This is a genomic window from Aquincola tertiaricarbonis, from assembly GCF_023573145.1.
GTDB lineage: Bacteria > Pseudomonadota > Gammaproteobacteria > Burkholderiales > Burkholderiaceae_C > Aquincola > Aquincola tertiaricarbonis_B.
In genome coordinates this window covers 2,252,821-2,270,024 of record NZ_CP097636.1, presented here as the reverse complement: position 1 = coordinate 2,270,024, position 17,204 = coordinate 2,252,821, and the positions used below count along the sequence as shown (strand labels likewise).

27 protein-coding genes and 1 tRNA gene are annotated in these 17,204 nt (G+C 66.9%); 9 read left to right on the top strand and 19 right to left on the bottom strand.

Going from position 1 to position 17,204, the window contains the following annotated elements:
- Positions 1-39: 39 nt before the first annotated feature.
- Complete coding sequence (gene yedA, locus MW290_RS24820; protein ID WP_250197022.1) at positions 40-978, bottom strand: drug/metabolite exporter YedA; 939 nt, start codon at positions 976-978, stop codon at positions 40-42.
- A 107-nt stretch (positions 979-1,085) separates the two neighbouring features.
- On the opposite strand from yedA, the gene MW290_RS24815 reads away from it, so the two are divergent.
- The 4 genes from MW290_RS24815 to MW290_RS24800 all read left to right on the top strand — a co-directional run bounded on the left by MW290_RS24815 (position 1,086) and on the right by MW290_RS24800 (position 2,783).
- Positions 1,086-1,607 carry an Lrp/AsnC family transcriptional regulator gene (locus MW290_RS24815; RefSeq protein ID WP_250197021.1) on the top strand — a complete coding sequence of 174 codons (522 nt, stop codon included), beginning with the start codon at positions 1,086-1,088 and terminating at the stop codon, positions 1,605-1,607.
- Positions 1,608-2,114, top strand: a complete 507-nt coding sequence (gene rraA, locus MW290_RS24810; RefSeq protein WP_250197020.1) for a ribonuclease E activity regulator RraA — start codon at positions 1,608-1,610, stop codon at positions 2,112-2,114. It abuts the gene before it with no gap.
- An 8-nt stretch (positions 2,115-2,122) separates the two neighbouring features.
- Positions 2,123-2,641 carry a hypothetical protein gene (locus tag MW290_RS24805; protein ID WP_250197019.1) on the top strand — a complete coding sequence of 173 codons (519 nt, stop codon included), beginning with the start codon at positions 2,123-2,125 and terminating at the stop codon, positions 2,639-2,641.
- Between the two features lie 65 nt (positions 2,642-2,706).
- Positions 2,707-2,783: transfer RNA gene (locus tag MW290_RS24800), tRNA-Pro, on the top strand.
- 85 nt (positions 2,784-2,868) lie between these two features.
- Here MW290_RS24800 and MW290_RS24795 read toward each other — a convergent pair.
- Genes MW290_RS24795 through MW290_RS24710 form a run of 18 tightly spaced genes read right to left on the bottom strand, consistent with a single transcriptional unit; the run spans position 2,869 to position 12,785 of the window.
- Entirely contained in the window at positions 2,869-3,951 is a 1,083-nt protein-coding gene (locus MW290_RS24795; protein WP_250197018.1) for a site-specific integrase, read from the bottom strand.
- Entirely contained in the window at positions 3,948-4,169 is a 222-nt protein-coding gene (locus MW290_RS24790) for a DUF4224 domain-containing protein (RefSeq protein ID WP_250197017.1), read from the bottom strand. Before MW290_RS24790 ends, MW290_RS24795 begins: the two co-directional genes overlap by 4 nt.
- The gene (locus tag MW290_RS24785) at positions 4,166-4,309 is read right to left on the bottom strand and encodes a hypothetical protein (protein ID WP_250197016.1); all 144 of its coding nucleotides are present in this window, start codon (positions 4,307-4,309) and stop codon (positions 4,166-4,168) included. The genes MW290_RS24790 and MW290_RS24785 overlap by 4 nt, the downstream gene beginning before the upstream one ends.
- Before the next feature lie 2 nt (positions 4,310-4,311).
- Positions 4,312-4,491, bottom strand: coding sequence for a hypothetical protein (locus MW290_RS24780; protein ID WP_250197015.1), 180 nt, complete (start codon positions 4,489-4,491; stop codon positions 4,312-4,314).
- 1 nt (position 4,492) lies between these two features.
- Positions 4,493-4,774 (bottom strand): hypothetical protein, encoded by a 282-nt coding sequence (locus tag MW290_RS24775; protein ID WP_250197014.1) that lies wholly within the window; start codon positions 4,772-4,774, stop codon positions 4,493-4,495.
- Between the two features lies 1 nt (position 4,775).
- The gene (locus MW290_RS24770; protein WP_250197013.1) at positions 4,776-5,186 is read right to left on the bottom strand and encodes a hypothetical protein; all 411 of its coding nucleotides are present in this window, start codon (positions 5,184-5,186) and stop codon (positions 4,776-4,778) included.
- Positions 5,179-5,691, bottom strand: coding sequence for a hypothetical protein (locus MW290_RS24765; protein WP_250197012.1), 513 nt, complete (start codon positions 5,689-5,691; stop codon positions 5,179-5,181). The genes MW290_RS24770 and MW290_RS24765 overlap by 8 nt, the downstream gene beginning before the upstream one ends.
- Positions 5,688-5,951: a hypothetical protein gene (locus MW290_RS24760; protein ID WP_250197011.1), complete on the bottom strand. Its 264-nt coding sequence runs from the start codon at positions 5,949-5,951 to the stop codon at positions 5,688-5,690. Before MW290_RS24760 ends, MW290_RS24765 begins: the two co-directional genes overlap by 4 nt.
- Positions 5,948-6,163 (bottom strand): hypothetical protein, encoded by a 216-nt coding sequence (locus MW290_RS24755; RefSeq protein WP_250197010.1) that lies wholly within the window; start codon positions 6,161-6,163, stop codon positions 5,948-5,950. Before MW290_RS24755 ends, MW290_RS24760 begins: the two co-directional genes overlap by 4 nt.
- Positions 6,160-6,402 (bottom strand): hypothetical protein, encoded by a 243-nt coding sequence (locus MW290_RS24750; protein WP_250197009.1) that lies wholly within the window; start codon positions 6,400-6,402, stop codon positions 6,160-6,162. Before MW290_RS24750 ends, MW290_RS24755 begins: the two co-directional genes overlap by 4 nt.
- Positions 6,395-7,204, bottom strand: a complete 810-nt coding sequence (locus MW290_RS24745) for a hypothetical protein (RefSeq protein ID WP_250197008.1) — start codon at positions 7,202-7,204, stop codon at positions 6,395-6,397. Before MW290_RS24745 ends, MW290_RS24750 begins: the two co-directional genes overlap by 8 nt.
- 23 nt (positions 7,205-7,227) lie before the next feature.
- Positions 7,228-7,938, bottom strand: a complete 711-nt coding sequence (locus MW290_RS24740) for a phosphoadenosine phosphosulfate reductase family protein (protein ID WP_250197007.1) — start codon at positions 7,936-7,938, stop codon at positions 7,228-7,230.
- Positions 7,935-9,389, bottom strand: coding sequence for a hypothetical protein (locus MW290_RS24735; RefSeq protein WP_250197006.1), 1,455 nt, complete (start codon positions 9,387-9,389; stop codon positions 7,935-7,937). Before MW290_RS24735 ends, MW290_RS24740 begins: the two co-directional genes overlap by 4 nt.
- 9 nt (positions 9,390-9,398) lie before the next feature.
- A complete protein-coding gene (locus tag MW290_RS24730) occupies positions 9,399-9,845 on the bottom strand; it encodes a hypothetical protein (protein ID WP_250197005.1) in 447 nt (148 codons plus the stop codon).
- Entirely contained in the window at positions 9,845-11,542 is a 1,698-nt protein-coding gene (locus MW290_RS24725; protein WP_250197004.1) for a YqaJ viral recombinase family protein, read from the bottom strand. The genes MW290_RS24730 and MW290_RS24725 overlap by 1 nt, the downstream gene beginning before the upstream one ends.
- A 24-nt stretch (positions 11,543-11,566) precedes the next feature.
- Positions 11,567-12,373 carry an ERF family protein gene (locus tag MW290_RS24720; RefSeq protein ID WP_250197003.1) on the bottom strand — a complete coding sequence of 269 codons (807 nt, stop codon included), beginning with the start codon at positions 12,371-12,373 and terminating at the stop codon, positions 11,567-11,569.
- The gene (locus MW290_RS24715; protein WP_250197002.1) at positions 12,370-12,624 is read right to left on the bottom strand and encodes a hypothetical protein; all 255 of its coding nucleotides are present in this window, start codon (positions 12,622-12,624) and stop codon (positions 12,370-12,372) included. Before MW290_RS24715 ends, MW290_RS24720 begins: the two co-directional genes overlap by 4 nt.
- Positions 12,625-12,626: 2 nt before the next feature.
- The gene (locus tag MW290_RS24710) at positions 12,627-12,785 is read right to left on the bottom strand and encodes a hypothetical protein (RefSeq protein WP_250197001.1); all 159 of its coding nucleotides are present in this window, start codon (positions 12,783-12,785) and stop codon (positions 12,627-12,629) included.
- Between the two features lie 190 nt (positions 12,786-12,975).
- Here MW290_RS24710 and MW290_RS24705 point away from each other — a divergent pair, with 190 nt between their 5' ends.
- Genes MW290_RS24705 through MW290_RS24685 form a run of 5 tightly spaced genes read left to right on the top strand, consistent with a single transcriptional unit; the run spans position 12,976 to position 17,201 of the window.
- Positions 12,976-13,320, top strand: a complete 345-nt coding sequence (locus tag MW290_RS24705; protein ID WP_250197000.1) for a hypothetical protein — start codon at positions 12,976-12,978, stop codon at positions 13,318-13,320.
- Positions 13,321-13,325: 5 nt separating this feature from the next.
- A complete protein-coding gene (locus MW290_RS24700) occupies positions 13,326-13,871 on the top strand; it encodes a DUF6246 family protein (RefSeq protein ID WP_250196999.1) in 546 nt (181 codons plus the stop codon).
- Positions 13,864-16,242, top strand: a complete 2,379-nt coding sequence (locus tag MW290_RS24695) for a tape measure protein (protein WP_250196998.1) — start codon at positions 13,864-13,866, stop codon at positions 16,240-16,242. Before MW290_RS24700 ends, MW290_RS24695 begins: the two co-directional genes overlap by 8 nt.
- Entirely contained in the window at positions 16,242-16,715 is a 474-nt protein-coding gene (locus tag MW290_RS24690) for a hypothetical protein (protein WP_250196997.1), read from the top strand. The genes MW290_RS24695 and MW290_RS24690 overlap by 1 nt, the downstream gene beginning before the upstream one ends.
- 3 nt (positions 16,716-16,718) lie before the next feature.
- Positions 16,719-17,201, top strand: a complete 483-nt coding sequence (locus MW290_RS24685) for a hypothetical protein (RefSeq protein WP_250196996.1) — start codon at positions 16,719-16,721, stop codon at positions 17,199-17,201.
- Positions 17,202-17,204: the final 3 nt, after the last annotated feature.

Below are 17,204 nucleotides of genomic sequence, written 5' to 3'. Positions count from 1 at the left end.
GGCGCGGGCGGCAGTTTGCTCAATTGGAGAAGAGGGGGATCAGTGCGCCGTGGCCGGCCGCTTCCACATCAGCAGCACCACGCCGGCCAGCACCACGCACACCGCCGCCCACTCGAAGCCGCTGACCTGCTCACCGGCGATCAACACGCCCAGCAGCATCGCGATCACCGGGTTGACGAAGGCATAGCTGGACGCCAGCCCCGCCGAGGCCTTGGCCAGCAGCACCATGTAGGCGTTGAAGGCGATCAAGGAGCCTGCCACCACCAGGTACAGCCAGGCGCCCACGGCCACCGGCTCGGGCGGCCATTGCGGCACCTCGTGCGTGGCCCAGGAGAGCGCCATCAGCACCGCGCCGCCGCACAGCATCTCGCTGGCAAAACCCATCGCACCCGGCGCCAGCGGCAGGCTGCGCTGGCTGAGCACGCTGCCCACCGACCAGGCCAGGCAGGCGATGCAGATGGCCAGCAGGCCGCCCGGCGAAGCCTGGAAGCCCTGGCCCTGCGTCAGCATCAACACCCCGACCAGGCCGACGGCGATGCCAGCGGCTTCCAGCGCGCGGGGCTTGACGCCGAAGGCCAGGTTCACCAGCGCGATCATCAGCGGCAGCACCGCGATGAAGGCCACCACCAGGCCCGAGCCCACGGTGGTCTCGGCCACCGCGGTGCCGCCCATGCCGCCGCCCAGCATCAGCGTGCCGATGACCAGTGCATTGCGCCATTGCAGCCGCGTGGGCATGGGCGTGCCGCGCCAGCGCATCCACGCCAGCAGCAGCACGCCGGCCGCCAGGAAGCGGGTGCCCATCTGGAAGAAGGGCGGAAAGCTGACCAGCGCGTACTTGATGGCCAGGTAGGTGGAGCCCCAGATCAGCCAGGTGGCGGCCAGGCAGGCCACGATCAGCGGCGACAGGGCAGGGCCGCGGGGCAGCGTGGGCGCGGCCTGGGGGGCGGTGGAGGCGTTGGGGGCGGCACGGGACGACATGACGCAAATGTTAGAAGGCGCACCGCGCCGGATCGAGGGGCGGAACAAGGTCTTGGCGTTGCAAGGCCTTGCATTTCATCGTCTTGCGCGTGCTAGGCTTTGAACCCATGGCTACGTTGCTTCCTTCGACGCCGCTGGCGCCCGCCGCCACCGCGCTGGACGCCTACGACACCCGCATCCTGGCCGAGTTGCAGGCCGATGCGCGGTTGACGATGGCCGAGCTGGGCCGCCGGGTGCACCTGTCGCAGCCCGCCGTCAGCGAGCGGGTGCGCAAGCTGGAAGCGGCCGGCGTGATCACCGGCTACCGCGCCTCGGTCAACGTGGGTGCGCTGGGCTACGGCATCCGCGCCATCATGCGGGTGGGCCGGGCCGAGTACGCACGCGTGGTCCAGCTGATCCAGGAAACGCCCGAGGTCATCGACGCCTACAACGTCACCGGCGAAGACAGCTGGATCCTGCAGATCGCCGTCATCGACGTGGCCCACCTGGACGCCGTGGTCACGCGCTTTTGCATGCTGACCGAAACGTCGACCTCCATCATCCTCAATGCCGCGCGTGAGCATCGTCCGGTGCTGCCGGCGCGCCGCGAGGACATCCGACCCCCGCTCACCAAAGTGGAGAACGCCTGAATGACACCCACCTGCGACCTGTGCGACCGCTACAAGTCCGACACCAGCGGCGCGCTGCGCGTGCTGCCGCCGGTGTTCCATGACTACGGCGGCCGGGTCGAGTTCTTCGGCCCGGTGTTCACCGTCAAGTGCTACGAGGACAACACCCCGGTCAAGGCCGCGGTGGAGTCGCCCGGCCAGGGCCGCGTGCTGGTGGTGGACGGCGGCGCCAGCCTGCGCCGCGCGCTGCTGGGCGGCCTGCTGGGCGCGGCCGCGGCCCGCAACGGCTGGGCCGGCGTGGTGGTGGACGGCTGCGTGCGCGACATCGCCGAACTGAAGCCGCTGCCCATCGGCATCCGCGCGCTGGCGCTGATCCCGCTGCCCACCGAACGCAAGTCCGAAGGCCTGCGCGACCTGCCGGTGCAGGTGCAGGGCGTGTGGGTGCGCCCCGGCGACTGGCTGTATGCCGATGCCGACGGCATGGTGGTGCTGCCGCATGAAGCCCCGGCCCCGGCAGGTGCGGCATGATGGGCAAGATGTCTAGACAAGATGATGCCGCCTGGGTGGTGGTGCCCTCCACCCCGCAACAGCTGGAAACCGCCGCCCGCGCGGCGCGCCGGCTGGTGAAAAAGCGTGCCGCCATGGCCGCCGGCGTGGCCGTGCTGCCGGTGCCCGGGCTGGACTGGCTGACCGACGTGGGCGTGCTGGTGAAGCTGCTGCCCGAGATCAACGAGATCTTCGGCCTGACGCCCGAGCAGATCGACCGCCTGGCGCCCGACCGCCGGCTGGTGGTCTACAAGGCCATGTCGGCCGGTGGCGGCATGCTGGTGGGCAAGCTGGTCACGCGTGAGGTGGTGATCAAGCTGCTGAAGATGGTGGGCGTGCGCCTGACCACGCAGCAGGCCGCCAAGTACGTGCCGCTGGCCGGCCAGGCCATCTCCGCCGCCATCACCTTTGCCACGCTGCGCTACGTGTGCGAGCAGCACATCGAGCAGTGCATCGCCGTGGCCCGCCAGCTGCAGCTGCCGCCGCCCGACGGACACGCCGGGCGCTGATCAACGCTTTGGTGGCGCCCCGGCAGGGAGGCCGCCAAGCCGGGCTACAATGCCGGGTTCCCAGTCGGGGCGTAGCGCAGCCTGGTAGCGCGTCTGCTTTGGGAGCAGTAGGTCGCACGTTCGAATCGTGTCGCCCCGACCACATCAAGCCGTTGTCCTGCAACGGCTTTTTGCTTTTCTGGCCCGTGCTGACAAATGCAGCAACTTTCTAACCTGTGCCAAACCTTCTAACGCGTGGCCTTCGTTGACCGTCCAGAGCGCAGGCGCACATAGTCGGCCGTCTGACTGTCCGTCGAGTGCTGGCCCATGTCACGGGCCGCCTGCATACCCTCCAGCCGCTCCTTGTCCGTCAGCGCTTTGGCCCGCAGGTCCCGGAACATCACGCCGGGCACGCCGGCCCGCTTCACCGCTCGCTTCCAGGCCGTCGATGCGCCGCTGTAGGTGAACTGCAGCCCGTCCTGCCGGGTGAACACGTACTCGGTCACCACGCGCTGGCTCGCACGCTTCTTCAGCATGCGCTCGGCCCGCAGGCGCTTCAGCCGTTCCACCACGTCCAGCAGCCGCGGCGTCCAGGCGATCAGCACGGCGGCGCCGGTGGTGCTGGCCACCTTTGAGCGACGAAAGAAGATGCCGGCGTCACCCACGTAGGGCACCGCTGGGTCATCCGGGTCCCGGCTCCATCGCAGCGCCAGCAGCATGCCGATGTCCTGGCCGGTGAGATAGGCCATGTCCACCAGCGCGGCCAGCATCAGCCCGGAGCGTGTGCGCTTGCCGTCGTCGCCGTAGATCCCGCCTACCTTGATGCGGCGCAGCTCGCTGTCGGTGATGTACCGGGTGCGTGGCGCCTCGGTCATCGTGCGAATCACGTCCTGCACCGGGTTGTCGCGGCGCATGCCCTTCTCGATGGCAAAGCGCATCAGCTCGCGCATCAACGATCGGTACTGGTTGTGGGTGCGTGGCTTGTCGCGGAAGGGCAAGAGGAACTCGGCCACATCTGGCGCCTCGACCTGGCCAGCGCGGAACTCGGCGAACGAGTGCGCGATCACGCGCAGCCTGCTGTCGTTGTTCGCCTGGGTCTTGGGCTTGTGTCGGTTGCCAACCTCGCGCTGCCACAGCGAGATCAGCGCCGGCATGCGGTCGTCTACAGCGCCATCAGCAAGGGCTGCAGCCAGGGCTGTATAGAGCGCCGGCAGGCCTTCCGACACGCGCGTGAGCTTGCGCCAGATGCGCTTCTTGCCGGCCGCCGTCACCAGGTAGTAGCGGCCGGCCTTCAGGTGCACCCGCTCGGGCAGCGCCTTGTCGCGGGTCATGCTGCGCGAAGCACTGGTCGGACTCGCGGGCGCTCGGCCTGCGCCTGGCCGGCGCACACGGCGCGGTAGTGGTCGCGCTCCAGCACCACACGGCCAGTTGAGCCGATGCGCGCCCGCGCGAAGCCGGCCCGGTGCAGCTCGCGCAGCTGCTTGGAGGCCACCTTGTAGCCGGTGAGCGTCACCAGCTCTTGTTCCGTCAGCGTGATGCTGTCGCTCACTGCATGCTCCTTTCCCACGATGCCGGCTCGTCGTCTTGCTCGGGCACGTCGTCATCGCGCAGGTCCTCGTCGCGCTCCTGCTGCCAGCGCTGTTCCTGGTGCTCGCGGCGCTGCTCTCTGATGTCACGTCGGCGGGCCATTGTCAGTCCGCCACCAGGTTGGCCGCCACCGTCAGCGACGACCCGCCGCTGAGGCACATGGCAACGCCGAACGCGAAAAGCGAGGTGCTGCCGGTCTTGAAGAACTCGACCAGCGCGATCACGCCACCGATGACGCACAGGCAAGCGCTGCCGAACAGAAGAATTCCGCCGATGTGTCGCATCTCACTCCCCTTGCTCTTGCTGGCTGACAGCCGGGAACAGTGCTCGATCACGCACCTCAATCGGGTCCTGAGCGCCGAGGGAGCGCGCAACCTTCATAGCCTGATCCAGCACGCCAGCGTTGCTGGTGTAGCGCCAGTCGTAGTTAAAGGTCGCGTAGGTGAAAGGCGATTCGCCTTCGTGCTGGCAGACCACATGCTTGGCTCCCAACAGGTCCGCTTCCACCCACACGCGCATGGGAAACACGTGCACCACGGTGGCGCTCTTGAGTTCGATGTCGGTCATGTCATCCTTCCTTGCGGGCGGCATCAATGGCGGCGTCTAGATCGCCTCCCCACAGCGTTCCGTCAACTTCGTGGCACACGGTGAACGGAGGCTCGTGCTCTTGACCCTTCCAGCGGCGCAGCCAGCGGTAGCGCTCCGCATCAGCCCGCAGCGCCTCTACCTGCGCCTGCAGCTCGGCTACCGCAGCCGCAGAGCGCGCGGCCAGCCACAGATCCATCTGGCGCCCGATGTCGGCCCAGCCCTCTGCGTGCCGGTCGATGAGGTGCCACGCCACAGCGCCGTCCAGCGAGCCCCAATCATGGTCGGGCACATCATCCGGCACCGCCATTGCGGCCTGCAGGCGGGCCACTTCGGCTTGCAGCTCGGCCACTTGGCGCAGCAGCGCAGCGCGTTCTGCCATCAGGTCAGACATTGCCTTCTCCTTCAATGGCCGGCCCGACGCGCCGACGCCAGTACCGCAGGCCACCCATGACCAGCTCGTAGCTTTCAGCGGTGATCATTTGGCAGTCGCCGCCAGAACACACGTTGAACACGCCCGGGTGGCCGTTGCTGTTGATGCCGTCGAACACCGTTGTGCCATCGCAGGGCGGGAATCCATCGGTGCGCACGTCGTTCCAGCGCAGTTCAGCCCGCAGCGCATCCAGCTCCTGCGCCTGATGGGCGAGGGCCTGGCAGATCATGGTGATGGTCTGCGGATCGCAGGCGGCGAACAGGGCCGCCACGGCTCGCTGCGGTCCATCCCAGTGGGGTAGCGTGGCGTCAAGGCCCGTGCGGGCCACAACGCCCCATGAGGGCGCACGTACATACGCCTGACTCGCCCACGGGCCATCACCCGCGTCCAGCGTGTAAGGCCCGGCCGGCGCATCTTTGGCCAGCGACAGCAGCCGTGCCGCTGCCTGTGCGGGGGTGTCGCTCATGGCAGTAGCCTCTGTTGACCGCGGGCCTCAAGCTCGGCGGCGGATGGTTCGATGCGGCCGGCGCGCTTCTGGGGCACGGCCTGCGGATTGAAGTAGGCGCGCAGGGCCTTGAGCCAGGCCTTGTAGGCCCAGCCGCTGCGCTGGTGGAAGGGGTAGTTCTTCGAGCACCACTTGCGCAGTTCCTCGCGGCTCATCTCAGGGTGAGCCTTGATCTGCTCCTGCAGCCAAGCGGCGCTGATGTCTGTCCAGCTGTCGCTCATGATTGCTCCTTGATGCCCGCGCGGGGCAGGGCTGATTGGTGGCACTTGCACTGGCGCCATTCGATGCGGCCGATGACGCGCCAGCCGTAGGGCACTGGTCGGTGCTTCTGGCCGCAGATCAGGCACTGGCGCCGGCCGTTGCTGCGCTTCAGCCACGGCATCGCCGGGGCCGTGAACCAGCGCCAGAACTGCGAAAGCCGCATGCTGCTCACGCTGCTGGCTCCTTGCGCTCGCCTGCGTGCGCTGCCTTGGACCGCTCCCAGGCCTTCACCTCGCGCTCGGTCATGTGCATGTAGCTGTCACAGCCGCAAGCCGGGCAAACGCTGGTCGTGCAGGTGATGCCACCCAGTGAACCAGCACGCTGCGCCAGATCGGTTTCGAAGCCGCGCCACTTGCACTTCATCCGGCCGCAGCGGATCGGAGCTGTGCCCCACTTCGGAAGCTCACGCATGGCCGCCTCCATGGTCGTCACCCGCTCCCGTGGGGGTGGGTGCTGCCAGCGACTTCAGCCACTTGCGCAGAGCGATGAACTCAGCATTGCGGTACGAGCCGTAGGCGTAGATGCGCGGCGAGTGCAGGTTGTGCCCGTTGGCCTTGATGTAGTCCTTGCAGCCTTGCTCGGTTAGACACCCGGTGACGAACTCCCACCGGTGCGTCATGCCGACCCGACGTGCGCCAGGCGTGTCGTCGCCGTTTGCATGAGCGGCTTCCAGGCGCGCAACCTCGTCCGGATCCGTGATCTCTTCGCAGTCGTCGTTCACCCAGGCCCACGCGTCAGCGTAGCCGTCGTCAAGGCCCGCAATCTCGCGCCTCTCTTGCACCGCGAACAGAGGGTTGTCGGTGATCCGGTTGTCCTGCGTGTGCAGCCTGTGGCAGATCGCCATGATCTCGGCCGGCACTGCTTGCGCAGCCTGCGCTGCAGGGGTGGGGACAGGGGCGGCGTAGAGCGGTTGCGTCTCGCGCTTCGGGTCGGCCAGCGCCTCCACTGGCTCACGCGGGAACATGGTCCAGTACTCGGGCGGCGCGTCGCGCCACCGCACGCGCCACGCCACAGGCTGCTGCTGCTCACTGAGCCGCGCCAGCAGTGCGCGCTGCAGCGCTTCGGCCAACAGCGTTGCGTTGATGGTCGGACGGTCGATGTAGTACGGGCCGATCTCGAAGCTCATCTTCACGGTGCCGATGCAGGAGGCCTCGACCAGGCAGGCGAGAAGCTCATCGTCGGTCAGCAGCATCTCGGTTGGGGTGGTGGTCATGCGGGGCTCCAAATGTTGGGCGGTCACAGGCTGCACACTCGACACGTCGTGCCGCGGCTGGATTTGCGAAGTGGTCGTCCACTGGCGAATTCGGCGCCCAGCGCTTCCATTGACGCGGGCCATGTGCCGCGGCCTTCCGAGCGGAACGTGTGCCCCGTCGCTTTTTCCAGGCGGACGCCCTCTGCCCACCGTTCCGGGTGCTGACTCCACAGCGCATGCCACTCGTCCAGCCGCTGATATGGGCACAGAGCGCAATCGGTGCGCGCTGGAATCGTGACCCCCATCTTCGCCAGGTAACGCCACACGTCGGCCTCGGTCCAGCCTTGCTCACGCAGCGGGAAGCGGATCAGCATGTCCTCGCCGTAGATGCCGCGCCTGATTTCCTCATCGGCCCGCAGGCCGACGTACAGGGTCGAGTTGTCGGGCAGCGACTCCATGTAGGCAATCGTCGGCTCAACCTTGAGGATGCGTGTGCACCAACGCATGCGGAAGTTGGGCAGCATGTTCATCTGTTCGCACAGCTCGATCAGGTCGGCCGTGTGCGTTACGGGCTTGATCGGCTGTCCAAGCACCCGCTCAAGCCGATCCCAGTGCGCGAGCATCTCTGGCAGCTCATTTCCGGTGCGGTTGCAGATGAACTCGTATTCCCGCGGCTCGTTCTCTACCAGCCACAACGCCAGCGCGGTGCTGTCTTTGCCGCCGGAGAGCCCAACAACATGCTTGGGCTCGCTCACTTGCTCTGCTCCTTGGTGGCGGCAGGGGTGATGCCGGCAGCCCGGGCTTTGGCGATGGCAGCGCGAGCGGCCATGTTTGTGCTCTCGCGGCTGGGATCGCCCAGCTTTTTGCGAAGCATGTAGTCCGACTTCTCCTTCTCGATTTCATCGAGTGCAAAGAGAAGCTCTCCTGCAATCTCGGTCAGCGGCACCATCCCCGCGGGCTGTGCTGCCTGCGGTGCTGCCGGTGGGGTGGCGGCGCCGTACAGGCCAGGCGCGTCGTTCACAGCACGGCAATGCGCATAGTCCTTTTCAAGAGCCTCCAGCGCCTCGGGAACCGTGCTGATCCCGTCGCGGATGTTCTTGAGCCACTGCGGGCCGTTCGTTGCCATGTCTGCCCACTCGTTGGCGATGTGGCGCATGCGCTCCAGCTGCCAGGCCGGCACCGTGGCCGCTGCAGTGGGTGCGGCGCGGTTGGCGTTGAGGACCTTCAACATCCGTTCGTTCTTGGCTTTGTTGTCCGCCGCCCAATCGGCCTCGTACTGCGCCAGCGCAGCGTCAATGGCCGCGTGCTGCTCGGCCACAGTTGCGGGAGTGCACGGTTCTCCGCATTCAAAGTCACAGCCCTCGCACCCAGGCCAGTCACCTTCCAGCGTAGCCACGGCCTTCAGCAGATCGGCTTCTGCCCAGTCCCTCGGGCAGCGTTCGGTTGACCACTCCCCGGCTGCATCGATGACGGCTTGAACGTGCTCCGGTACCGGCTGCGCTGCAGTGGGTGCGGGAGGGGTCGCGGTGCGCGTCAGGTACAAAGTGGCCGCGTCTTCAAACGCAGAGAACAGCGCGCCGCCATGGATGTTCAAGCCATGGCGCTCAGCCCATGCGTCGGCGTCGGATTGGCTCCACGGCACCGTGGCTGCTGCATCCTGCGCGGCAGGGGTGGCGGGCTGGGTGCGGGCGGCGTGGGTCTTTCGTTCTGGGTACACCCAATCAACACCGTAGCTCTCGCCGTGACGTTTGTTCATGGCGTCTGGGTCTGCGTCGTCAGCCACGATTACCGGTGCAGGGGTGGCGGGCTGGGTGCGGCCAGCGCAGGGACTGCTGAAGAAGCAGAGCTGATCCAGCGTGCCGTAGCTGGCGATCCAGTCTGAAGCGTTGCACTTGACGCACTTGTACCAGTGCTCGCCGTTGTGCGGGCTGACGCCTGTGGAGCGGATGTCGTGCTCGGTCGCCGCCTTCGCAGGCTCGGCTTGCGCATCTTGTGCGACCGGGGCGGGCTGGGTGCGGGCGGCGCACTCACTTGCAATGCAGTCTCCGATCAGGTCGGCTTGCGCATCTTGTGCGGGAGCGGAGAGGGCTGCGCGGGCGATGATGGCGTCAACCTCGCGAGCCAGATCCAGCGGCCAGTCGTATTCCGGGTGCCTGGCGATCTTGCTTATCTCGATCAGCGCTTGCAGCGCGGTAGTGGGGGTCATGTCAGTCCTTCAGGCGTAGTGCGCCAGGTCGAACACGGAAGGAACCCCGCGCGTCTCGATGCGCGGTGCGGTGTTGGCCGGCACGATGGCCGGGCGCTTGAACAGGAGCGGGTCGTCTGGCGTCTCGTCGGTATCGGCTGAGCGCTGCTTTCCGGCGGCGGCAAGGCGGGCCGCTTCAGCCTTGGCCTTGGCCGATGCTTCTGCCCGGGCCTTGGAAGCCGCTTCAGCCGTGGCCTTGTGCGCCGGCACGCACCAGGCGTAGCAGTTGCGCCAGCCGGCCAGCGCAACTTCTCCGCGCTGCTGCAGGTTGTAGAGGCGCAGGGACATGCGGCGCTGCGTGGTGCCTAGCACCGCCGCAAGCTCGGTGGCCGTCATGCCGGCCGGCTTGCTGCGCAGGATCTCCACGATCATCAGCTGACCGTCGTTGAGCGGTTGAGTGGTCTTGCGGGCGGCCATCACGCGGCCTCCGCCATGCACACCTTCTGCACGTGCGCTGCCAGCGCGGCGCAGATGCGGGGGAAATCGCTCTCGCGGTACAACCGCGACGCACCTTGCGCGGTCGCAGGAAAACCCAGGCGGGCCAGCAGGTCCACGCCGACCATGAAGCCCAGGCGCTCGTTGATCTGGCCCAGCTTGAGGGTGGGTGCTTCATTGGCGGCCGGTGCCGGCGGCAGCGGGACCGATGCGCGGGCGACGGCCGGGGCCACGGCCAGGGCGGCGACGGGTTCGGGTGCCGGCGCTGGCGCGGCGGCCTTGGCTGCGGCCTCTGCTGCGGCGCGCTCACGCTGCAGCTGCGCCTGGTGCTCGCGCTCGACCCGGGCCGCTTCCTGCTGGCGGATGCGTTCGCGTTCGGCCTCCTGCCGCTGCTGCTCGGCCGCCAGGCGCTGGGCGATCACGGCGGCCAGGTCGTCGGCCTGCTTCAGCACCAGCGTGCGCAAGTCGTTGAACAGGTGCGGCGCGCCGGCTGCGGTGATGGCCTTCAGGTTCGCGTCGATGGTGTCGGCGATCCGGTTGGCCTCGATCTTCGCGTTCGCCAGGGTCGTCGCCACGGCATCGCGCATGCTGTCGATGTTCTTCTTGCCCTTGATCGCGGCGCCAAAGTCGGCAGCGATGGTCGGCATGTAGGGCTGGCCGAGGCGGGTGTTCAGGCTGTCGATGTGGGCGCGCAGGGCGGTGACGCCTTCGGCCACGATTTCGCCGCGGATCTCTTCCTTGCGGGCCTTGACCAGCCTGTCCAGGTCCAGCCGCACGCGGCGAGCCTCGGCGCTGATGTCGTCGATGGTGCGAAACAGAGCGTCGATGCTTTCGGTCTGGCTCAGCGCGTGCTGCTTGGCCGCGGCCAGACGCTCTTCCACGTCGCCGCACCACTTCACCGTCTTCTCTGCGTCGGCGAAGTCGTTGTCGGTCTTCAGCTCGCGGTTGATGCCCTTGAAAACGCTCAGCGCGTGCTGCTTGAAGGCGTCCAGGTTGCTGGCGGTCACGGTGCCGGTGACTTCGATGCGCAGGGCGGGCAGGGTCTCCGGGGCGCGACCTGTCGGTGCCGGCGGCGCGACTTCGGGCGGCACGTAGGCTGCGAGGTCAGCATGGAACTGCGCCCAGCCGGCACGGATCTGCGCGGCGAGTTCCGGGTTTGGGTAGTACCAGCAGTGCCGCTCTTCGACCAAGCGGTCGCCGTCCCACTTCGAGGCCAAGAACAGGATGCGATCGCACGACTCGGCAACCATGCACTGCTGTTCGCACTGCACCTGGTAGTCGAGCGGCAGGGACTCGCCGGTGCAGCCCTCGTGCATCGCTTCGCGCAGCCGAGCGTTGAGCATCTTGTGCTCGTAGCCGGTGTCCTCGAGCATCGTCAGGCCATCGAAGCTGGCCGACAGCCCATTGCCATCGGTGCCTGTGCAGGGGTAGAGCTCGGCGCCAATGATCTGCTCCGCAAGCGAGCGGGCCAGGGCCTCGGTGCGGTGGCCCTCGTCGAACAGCGCTTGTGTGCGCGCGTCGACTTCGTCGGACAAGCCCATCGCCCGCTGGTGCAGCAGCTGCTGGCGGGTCTTGTAGGGCGAGCAGCCCATCATGGCCGGCGCGTCGCTGGCGTTGTCGTGGGTAGCGCGATGGGCGTGCCATTCAGGCGTGCCCTGAATCAGATTGAGCGTGTGCATGTCGTGCTTTCGTGCTGTTGGCGGTCAGGCCGCCTGACGGATTTGGGCCTTCTGCTCATCAGAAAGCCGGGCCTTGCTTTCAACCTTCGCGATGACCTTGTCCGCGGTCGTCTTGCCGGCCTTGATCGAAGCGCGCCAGTCGGGCAGGTATTGCTGGAACTTGTCGTCGGGGTAGTCGGACGCGGCGGCCGGCGGCGGTGCAGGGGTGGCACCGATGCCGGGTTCGCCCGCGCCGCGGCCGTCGTCGTCCATGCCGCCAGCAGCCGTGCCGGTGGCCGCCATCAGCGTGTAGCGCTGCAGGTAGCTGACCGTGGAAGCGATCTGCTGAATGGCGTTCTTCTTGCCCGAGTTGTCCGGCCGCCCGTTCATCGAAACGGTGATCGAATGCCCGGAGCGGTGCGTGACGATGCAGGTCACGGTGATCACGTCGCCGGCCTGCTGAACGTCCCACCGGTGGCTCAGGCCGTGCTTACCCATTGCCGGGCACACCACTGCTGTGACGTCAGACAGCTCGGCGTGTTGGTAGCCCACCCAGTCGCCATCCTTCGTCTCGTAGCCGACGGACTTGCGTTTGACAATGACCAGCGGCTCCGCCTTGAAGGACGCCATTGCACCGACGAACGCTTCTTCAGCGGCCTCTGCTCGCAACTTGGCGCGTAGCTCCATGAGCTTGGTCAGCTCGTCCATGCTGGCGCCGCGGGCCACTGCGGCCTGCACAAGCGCGAAGCCCGCGTCGACCGATGATGGTGAGTGCTGTACAGCCAAAGCGCGAGGGCGCTCGTCCACATGAGCGATGGCGGTTACATCGGACCGTTCCATGACTTGATTCACGGCTTGCTCCACGAGAAGGCGAACAGGCGGGCGAGCAGCCCGGGCTTGTGGCGGCTGCCGGCGCTGGCGCGCTCGTCCGGGAAGGCCTCGGACAGCGAGCGCGGGAAGCGCCGAGTTGTCGGGCAGCCATAGCGCTCGGCGATATGCCGATCAAGATCAGCTTCCGTCAGCGCGCCGATGCCGCACTGGCAGGGCCGGCGGCCCTGGGCGCAGTCGTCGGTGCAGCCGCGCAGCGGGATGAGGTTGGACATGGTCAGTACCCCCACCACGGACCCGGCGTGGCAGCCGAGCCCGCGATCGTCAGCAGGAACACCAGCAGGCCGAGGGCGGCTTGCCCGCGGCGCTGCCACACGAAGCGGCTCACGCCGGCCAGCGCGAACAGCAGCAGCTCGAGGAAGAGGGCGACCTTCACAGCGCCATCCAGACGCCCGCCAGGGCAATGGCCACGGTCGCCAGGGCCTGGGCTGCGGTGATGAGGAGGTCGCGCACGCGGCGGTGACCGCCCCTATGCGGACGCCGCCACCTGGTCGATCACTGCCATGAGCAACGGCGCAGTGACCTACACGCCCGCCTGATCCACACCACACCCAGGAGCCTGAACCATGGCCGCAATCACCTCCATCAACGCCGGGCAGCTCGGCAGCTTCGCTGCAGCAATCTCCACGCTGTCGGCCGATGACACCATCACCATCGCACCGGGCAAGAAGCAGCTGCTGGTGCTGCGCAACACCACCGGAAGCAGCCTGACCGTGACGGTAGACGGCAGCGCCGGCACCACCGTGAACTTCCCCGGCGCGCCCGGCGTGTCGGTGGCCGGCGGTTACGCAATCGCGGTGGGCGCGGGTCTGAGCGTGGCCGTGCTGCTGAACACCATCAGCGCCTACTGCCAGGGCGTGGTGCACCTTACCGGCGCCAACGGCCTGACCGCGCAGCTGTTCGACCTCTGACCGCCGTGCTCGTTGAGGCCGGCTTCGTTCGGGCATTCGATTCGACGGGCGGCGAGTGGACCTTCCGCCCGTCGTTCGGCCGCATCGCTTCGCTGGGGACCCCTCATGAAATCGTCGCGCTGTACGCCGGCCTGCATGGGCCGCGCGCCGCGGCGGATGCGACCTATGTGCTGGCTTGTTTGTGCGATCAGGATGACCCGACACCGCTGATCGGCTGGCTGGACGAAGAGGGCCAACACGCCGGCACCATGCCGGCCATCGAGCAGATCGTCATTGCGCGGCATCTGATGCAGCACGGCATTGCCGGTAAGGCCAAGCCAGGCCAGGGCAACGGCGAGTACAGCGATCGGTTCGACGCGGCCGAGTACATCGCGGCCGCACGTGTGCACCTGGGCCTGTCGAGCGCCGATGCGGAAGCCCTGTCCATGACCGAGTTCCAGACGATGCTGGAGATGAAGTTCCCGCAGGCCGGCGAGAAGAAGCGCAGCGTGCCGAGCCGCGAGGAATACGAGGCTGCCGTGAAGGCCATCGAGGAGCGCCGCCGTGGCTGAGAAGGTCGGAGAGATCTACTACGACGTGACGCTGGACACGTCGAAGGTGATCGACGGCACACGGGTCGTCACCCGCGAGGTCGACAAGGCTGCGTCCAGCTTCAATGCGATCACTGCGGCAGTCAAGCTGCTTGCAGTGGCCATGACCGCGCTGAAGATCATGGAGATGGCTGACGAGCTCAGGATGCTGTCTGCGCGAGCGGAAGTCGCCGCAGGTTCGATCGAAGACGGCGCTTTGGCGATGAATGAGCTGGTGGCAGTTAGCCGGCGCACTCAGACGAGTCTTGCGGGCAACGTCGATGTCTTCACGCGCCTCAACCAAGCGATCGTGTCGATGGGCGGCAACCAGCGGGACACGCTTCAGGTCACCGAGCTTCTCGCCAAGGCGATCCGCGTGTCGGGTGCCAACGCGGTCGAGGCGAAGGCGGCGATGCTGCAGTTCGGCCAGGCCCTGGGTTCCGGGAAGCTGCAAGGCGACGAACTCAGGTCGCTGATGGAAACCTCGCAGTACCTGATGAAACAGCTGGCGGACGCGATGGGCGTTCCGGTCGGAGCACTGAAGAAGCTGGGCGAAGAGGGGAAGCTGACTGCTGACGTCATCACGAACGCGCTGATAGCAGCTAGCGCCAAGATCGAGGCGGACTTTGCCAAGTTCCCCACGACCGTCGGCAGCGCCATGACTGTCGCCAAAGACTCTGCAGCATTGGCGGCTCTGAAGTTCGACGAGCTGAGCGGCAGCAGTGCCGCACTGGCGGGGGCGACCAATGGCCTGTCTGAGGTGCTTGATGAACTGGCCAAGCAGTTCGGTGCAGCCAACGAGCAAGCTGGCGGGCTCGGCCGCAACGACGCGGTCAAGAGCTGGGCCGACGAGACGAAGATCGTGTTGTCGTATGTCGTCGACGCTGCAGACGTCGCCTGGCAGGCCCTGAGCGTTCTTGGCAGGAACGTTGTATTCGTGTTCAAGGGGGTAACCAGCGAGATCAAGGGCATCGGTCAGCAGATCCTTGCGGTCGCGCAAGGCGACTTCGCGCGTGCTGCTGCGCTCGGCGACGCGATGAAGTCGGAGGCAGACCGCCGACGCAAAGAACTGGACGCCGCGGACGCGGCCACGCTTTCCAAGACGAAGCTGGCTGGCCAGCAGATGCGCGAGGCCTGGGAGCGTGGCGCCGCCGGGTATGGCCGCGGCCTGATCAACCCCACGATGGGTGGCCCGACGAAGCTCAAGCCGCCTGCTGGCGTGGGCGACGACAAGAAGAAGGGCGCGAAGTTCGATGGTGCGGCCTATCTCGCGGGCCTGGCCAAGGATGCTGCTGAGAACCCGCTCGAAAAGATCAACGTGGTCGAGCGCGAAGCGCTTCGCAAGAACGACGAGCTGCTCAAGGCCAGCAAGATCAGCCACGAGCAGCACGCACAGGCTGTCACCCTCATTGAGAAGAACGCGGCCGATGAGCGCATGGCCTTGCAGCTGCGCGCTGCAGAGGAGCGCCGCAAGCTGATCGAGGACGCCGGAGAGCAGGAGCTGGCCGCCAAGAAGAAGCTGGAGGACCAGCAGAGGCAGGGGCAGCAGTTCGCGCGCGACACCATCGTGGCCGAAGATCCTGTCGCCAAGCTGCAGTTCGAGCTTGAACAGAAGTCGGCCCTGTTGGCCTCGTATGCAGCTCTTGATCAGGACAACCTCGAGCTGTACGCGGCCGCAAAGCTGGCCTTGGAGCAACAAACCACCGAAGCGATAACCGCCGAGATCGAGAAGCGGCGTGCGGCCGAAGCCGCGGCCCAGTCGGCTCAGTTAATGGCCTACAGCAACCTGTTCGCCGGTATCGCGGATGTGACGAAGGCCTTTGCAGGCAAGCAGTCGGGCATTTACAAGGCCATGTTCGCCGCCTCGAAGGCCTTCGCGATCGCCGACTCAATCGTCAAGATTCAGCAGGGCATCGCCAACGCTGCCGGCCGACCATTTCCCGAGAACCTGGCAGCGATGGGAAGCGTTATCGCGGCCACATCGTCCATCGTGTCGACCATCTCAGGCACCCAGTACGGCGGCGGCCGGCAGTACGGCGGGCCGGTGTCCGCCGGCAGCCTGTATCGGGTGAACGAGACCGGCCGGCCGGAGATGTTCACCGCCTCGAACGGCAATCAGTTCCTCCTGCCTACCGCGAACGGCTCGGTGACGGCCGCTGACAAGGTAGGAGGCGGCGTGCAGGTCAACGTGCAGGTGATCAACCAGCACCCCACCGCGCAGGTCACGCAGCGGACTGGTGAGGGCGGCCAGGTGCAGCTGGTGATCAGCGAGGTCGCTCGCCAGTTCCGCGAGAACGACGGCCCGATCTGGGACGCCGCTCGATCGTCCACCAACATCGCCTCGAGGTTGTGATGCCAGCGGCCTATCCACCCTACCTGCCGCTTGCGCTGCGCGCGTCGAAGAGCCGCACCCAGCCCCCTGCATTCCGGATGGTCGAGCCGCGGCGTGGCGCCGGCTACGCGCAGGCGGTGGGAACTGACACGCCTGTGCTGTGGGATGTCGGGTTCCGGTTCACGCGCGACGAGGCCATCGCCTTCCAGCTGTGGTTCACCCAGATCATCCGTCGCGGCTTGGACGAGTTCGACATGCCGATTCGGACCGAGTTCGGTCTGCTGGTGCACACCTGCCGCTTTCTTGATCAAGACCTCTTGCCCACTCGAGAGGATGGGGAGACCTGGGGCTATACCGCGACCATCATGGCGCGGTCACAGGTCATCCCGGAGGGCTACGCCGAGGCGGCAGAGATCATCGCTGGCCTGCCTGATTGGCGGACCTGGGCCAACCTGTTGGACCCTGCGATCAACGTCGAGATGCCTGGGGCCTGACCGGTGGACAAACGCGAGTTCTGGACCACGAAGAGCAAGCTGGCCGAGTACCACGCTGTGGTGTTCGAGCACCCGGCATTCGAGGCGCCGTTCCGGTTGGTGGCCAACCAATTCCAGCCCGTCACGCTCGCAGGCGCGTTGCACACGCCGGTGCCAATGGACCTTCGGGCGCCGGAGCAGAAGCGCGGCTCGCAGCCAAAGTTACAGCTCGCGTTCCCGCGGCCGGTGGTGGGCCGGGAGTTCAAGCGGCAGCTGCGCCGCATCTCGGCCGCCGGTTCACGCGCGCCGATCGCGGTCACGTACGCGGTCTACCTGGGCAACACCGATGCGCCGCAGGTCACTTGGCAGCTCTACGCGGCCGAGGCTGGTGGCGTGACATTCAGCGGCGACCAGGTGCAGGTGACGGCTACCGACAACAATCCCATGCGCCGGTCTGCCGCCGAGATCTACGATCCCAACATCTTCACCGGGCTGCAGCTGCTGTAGGGG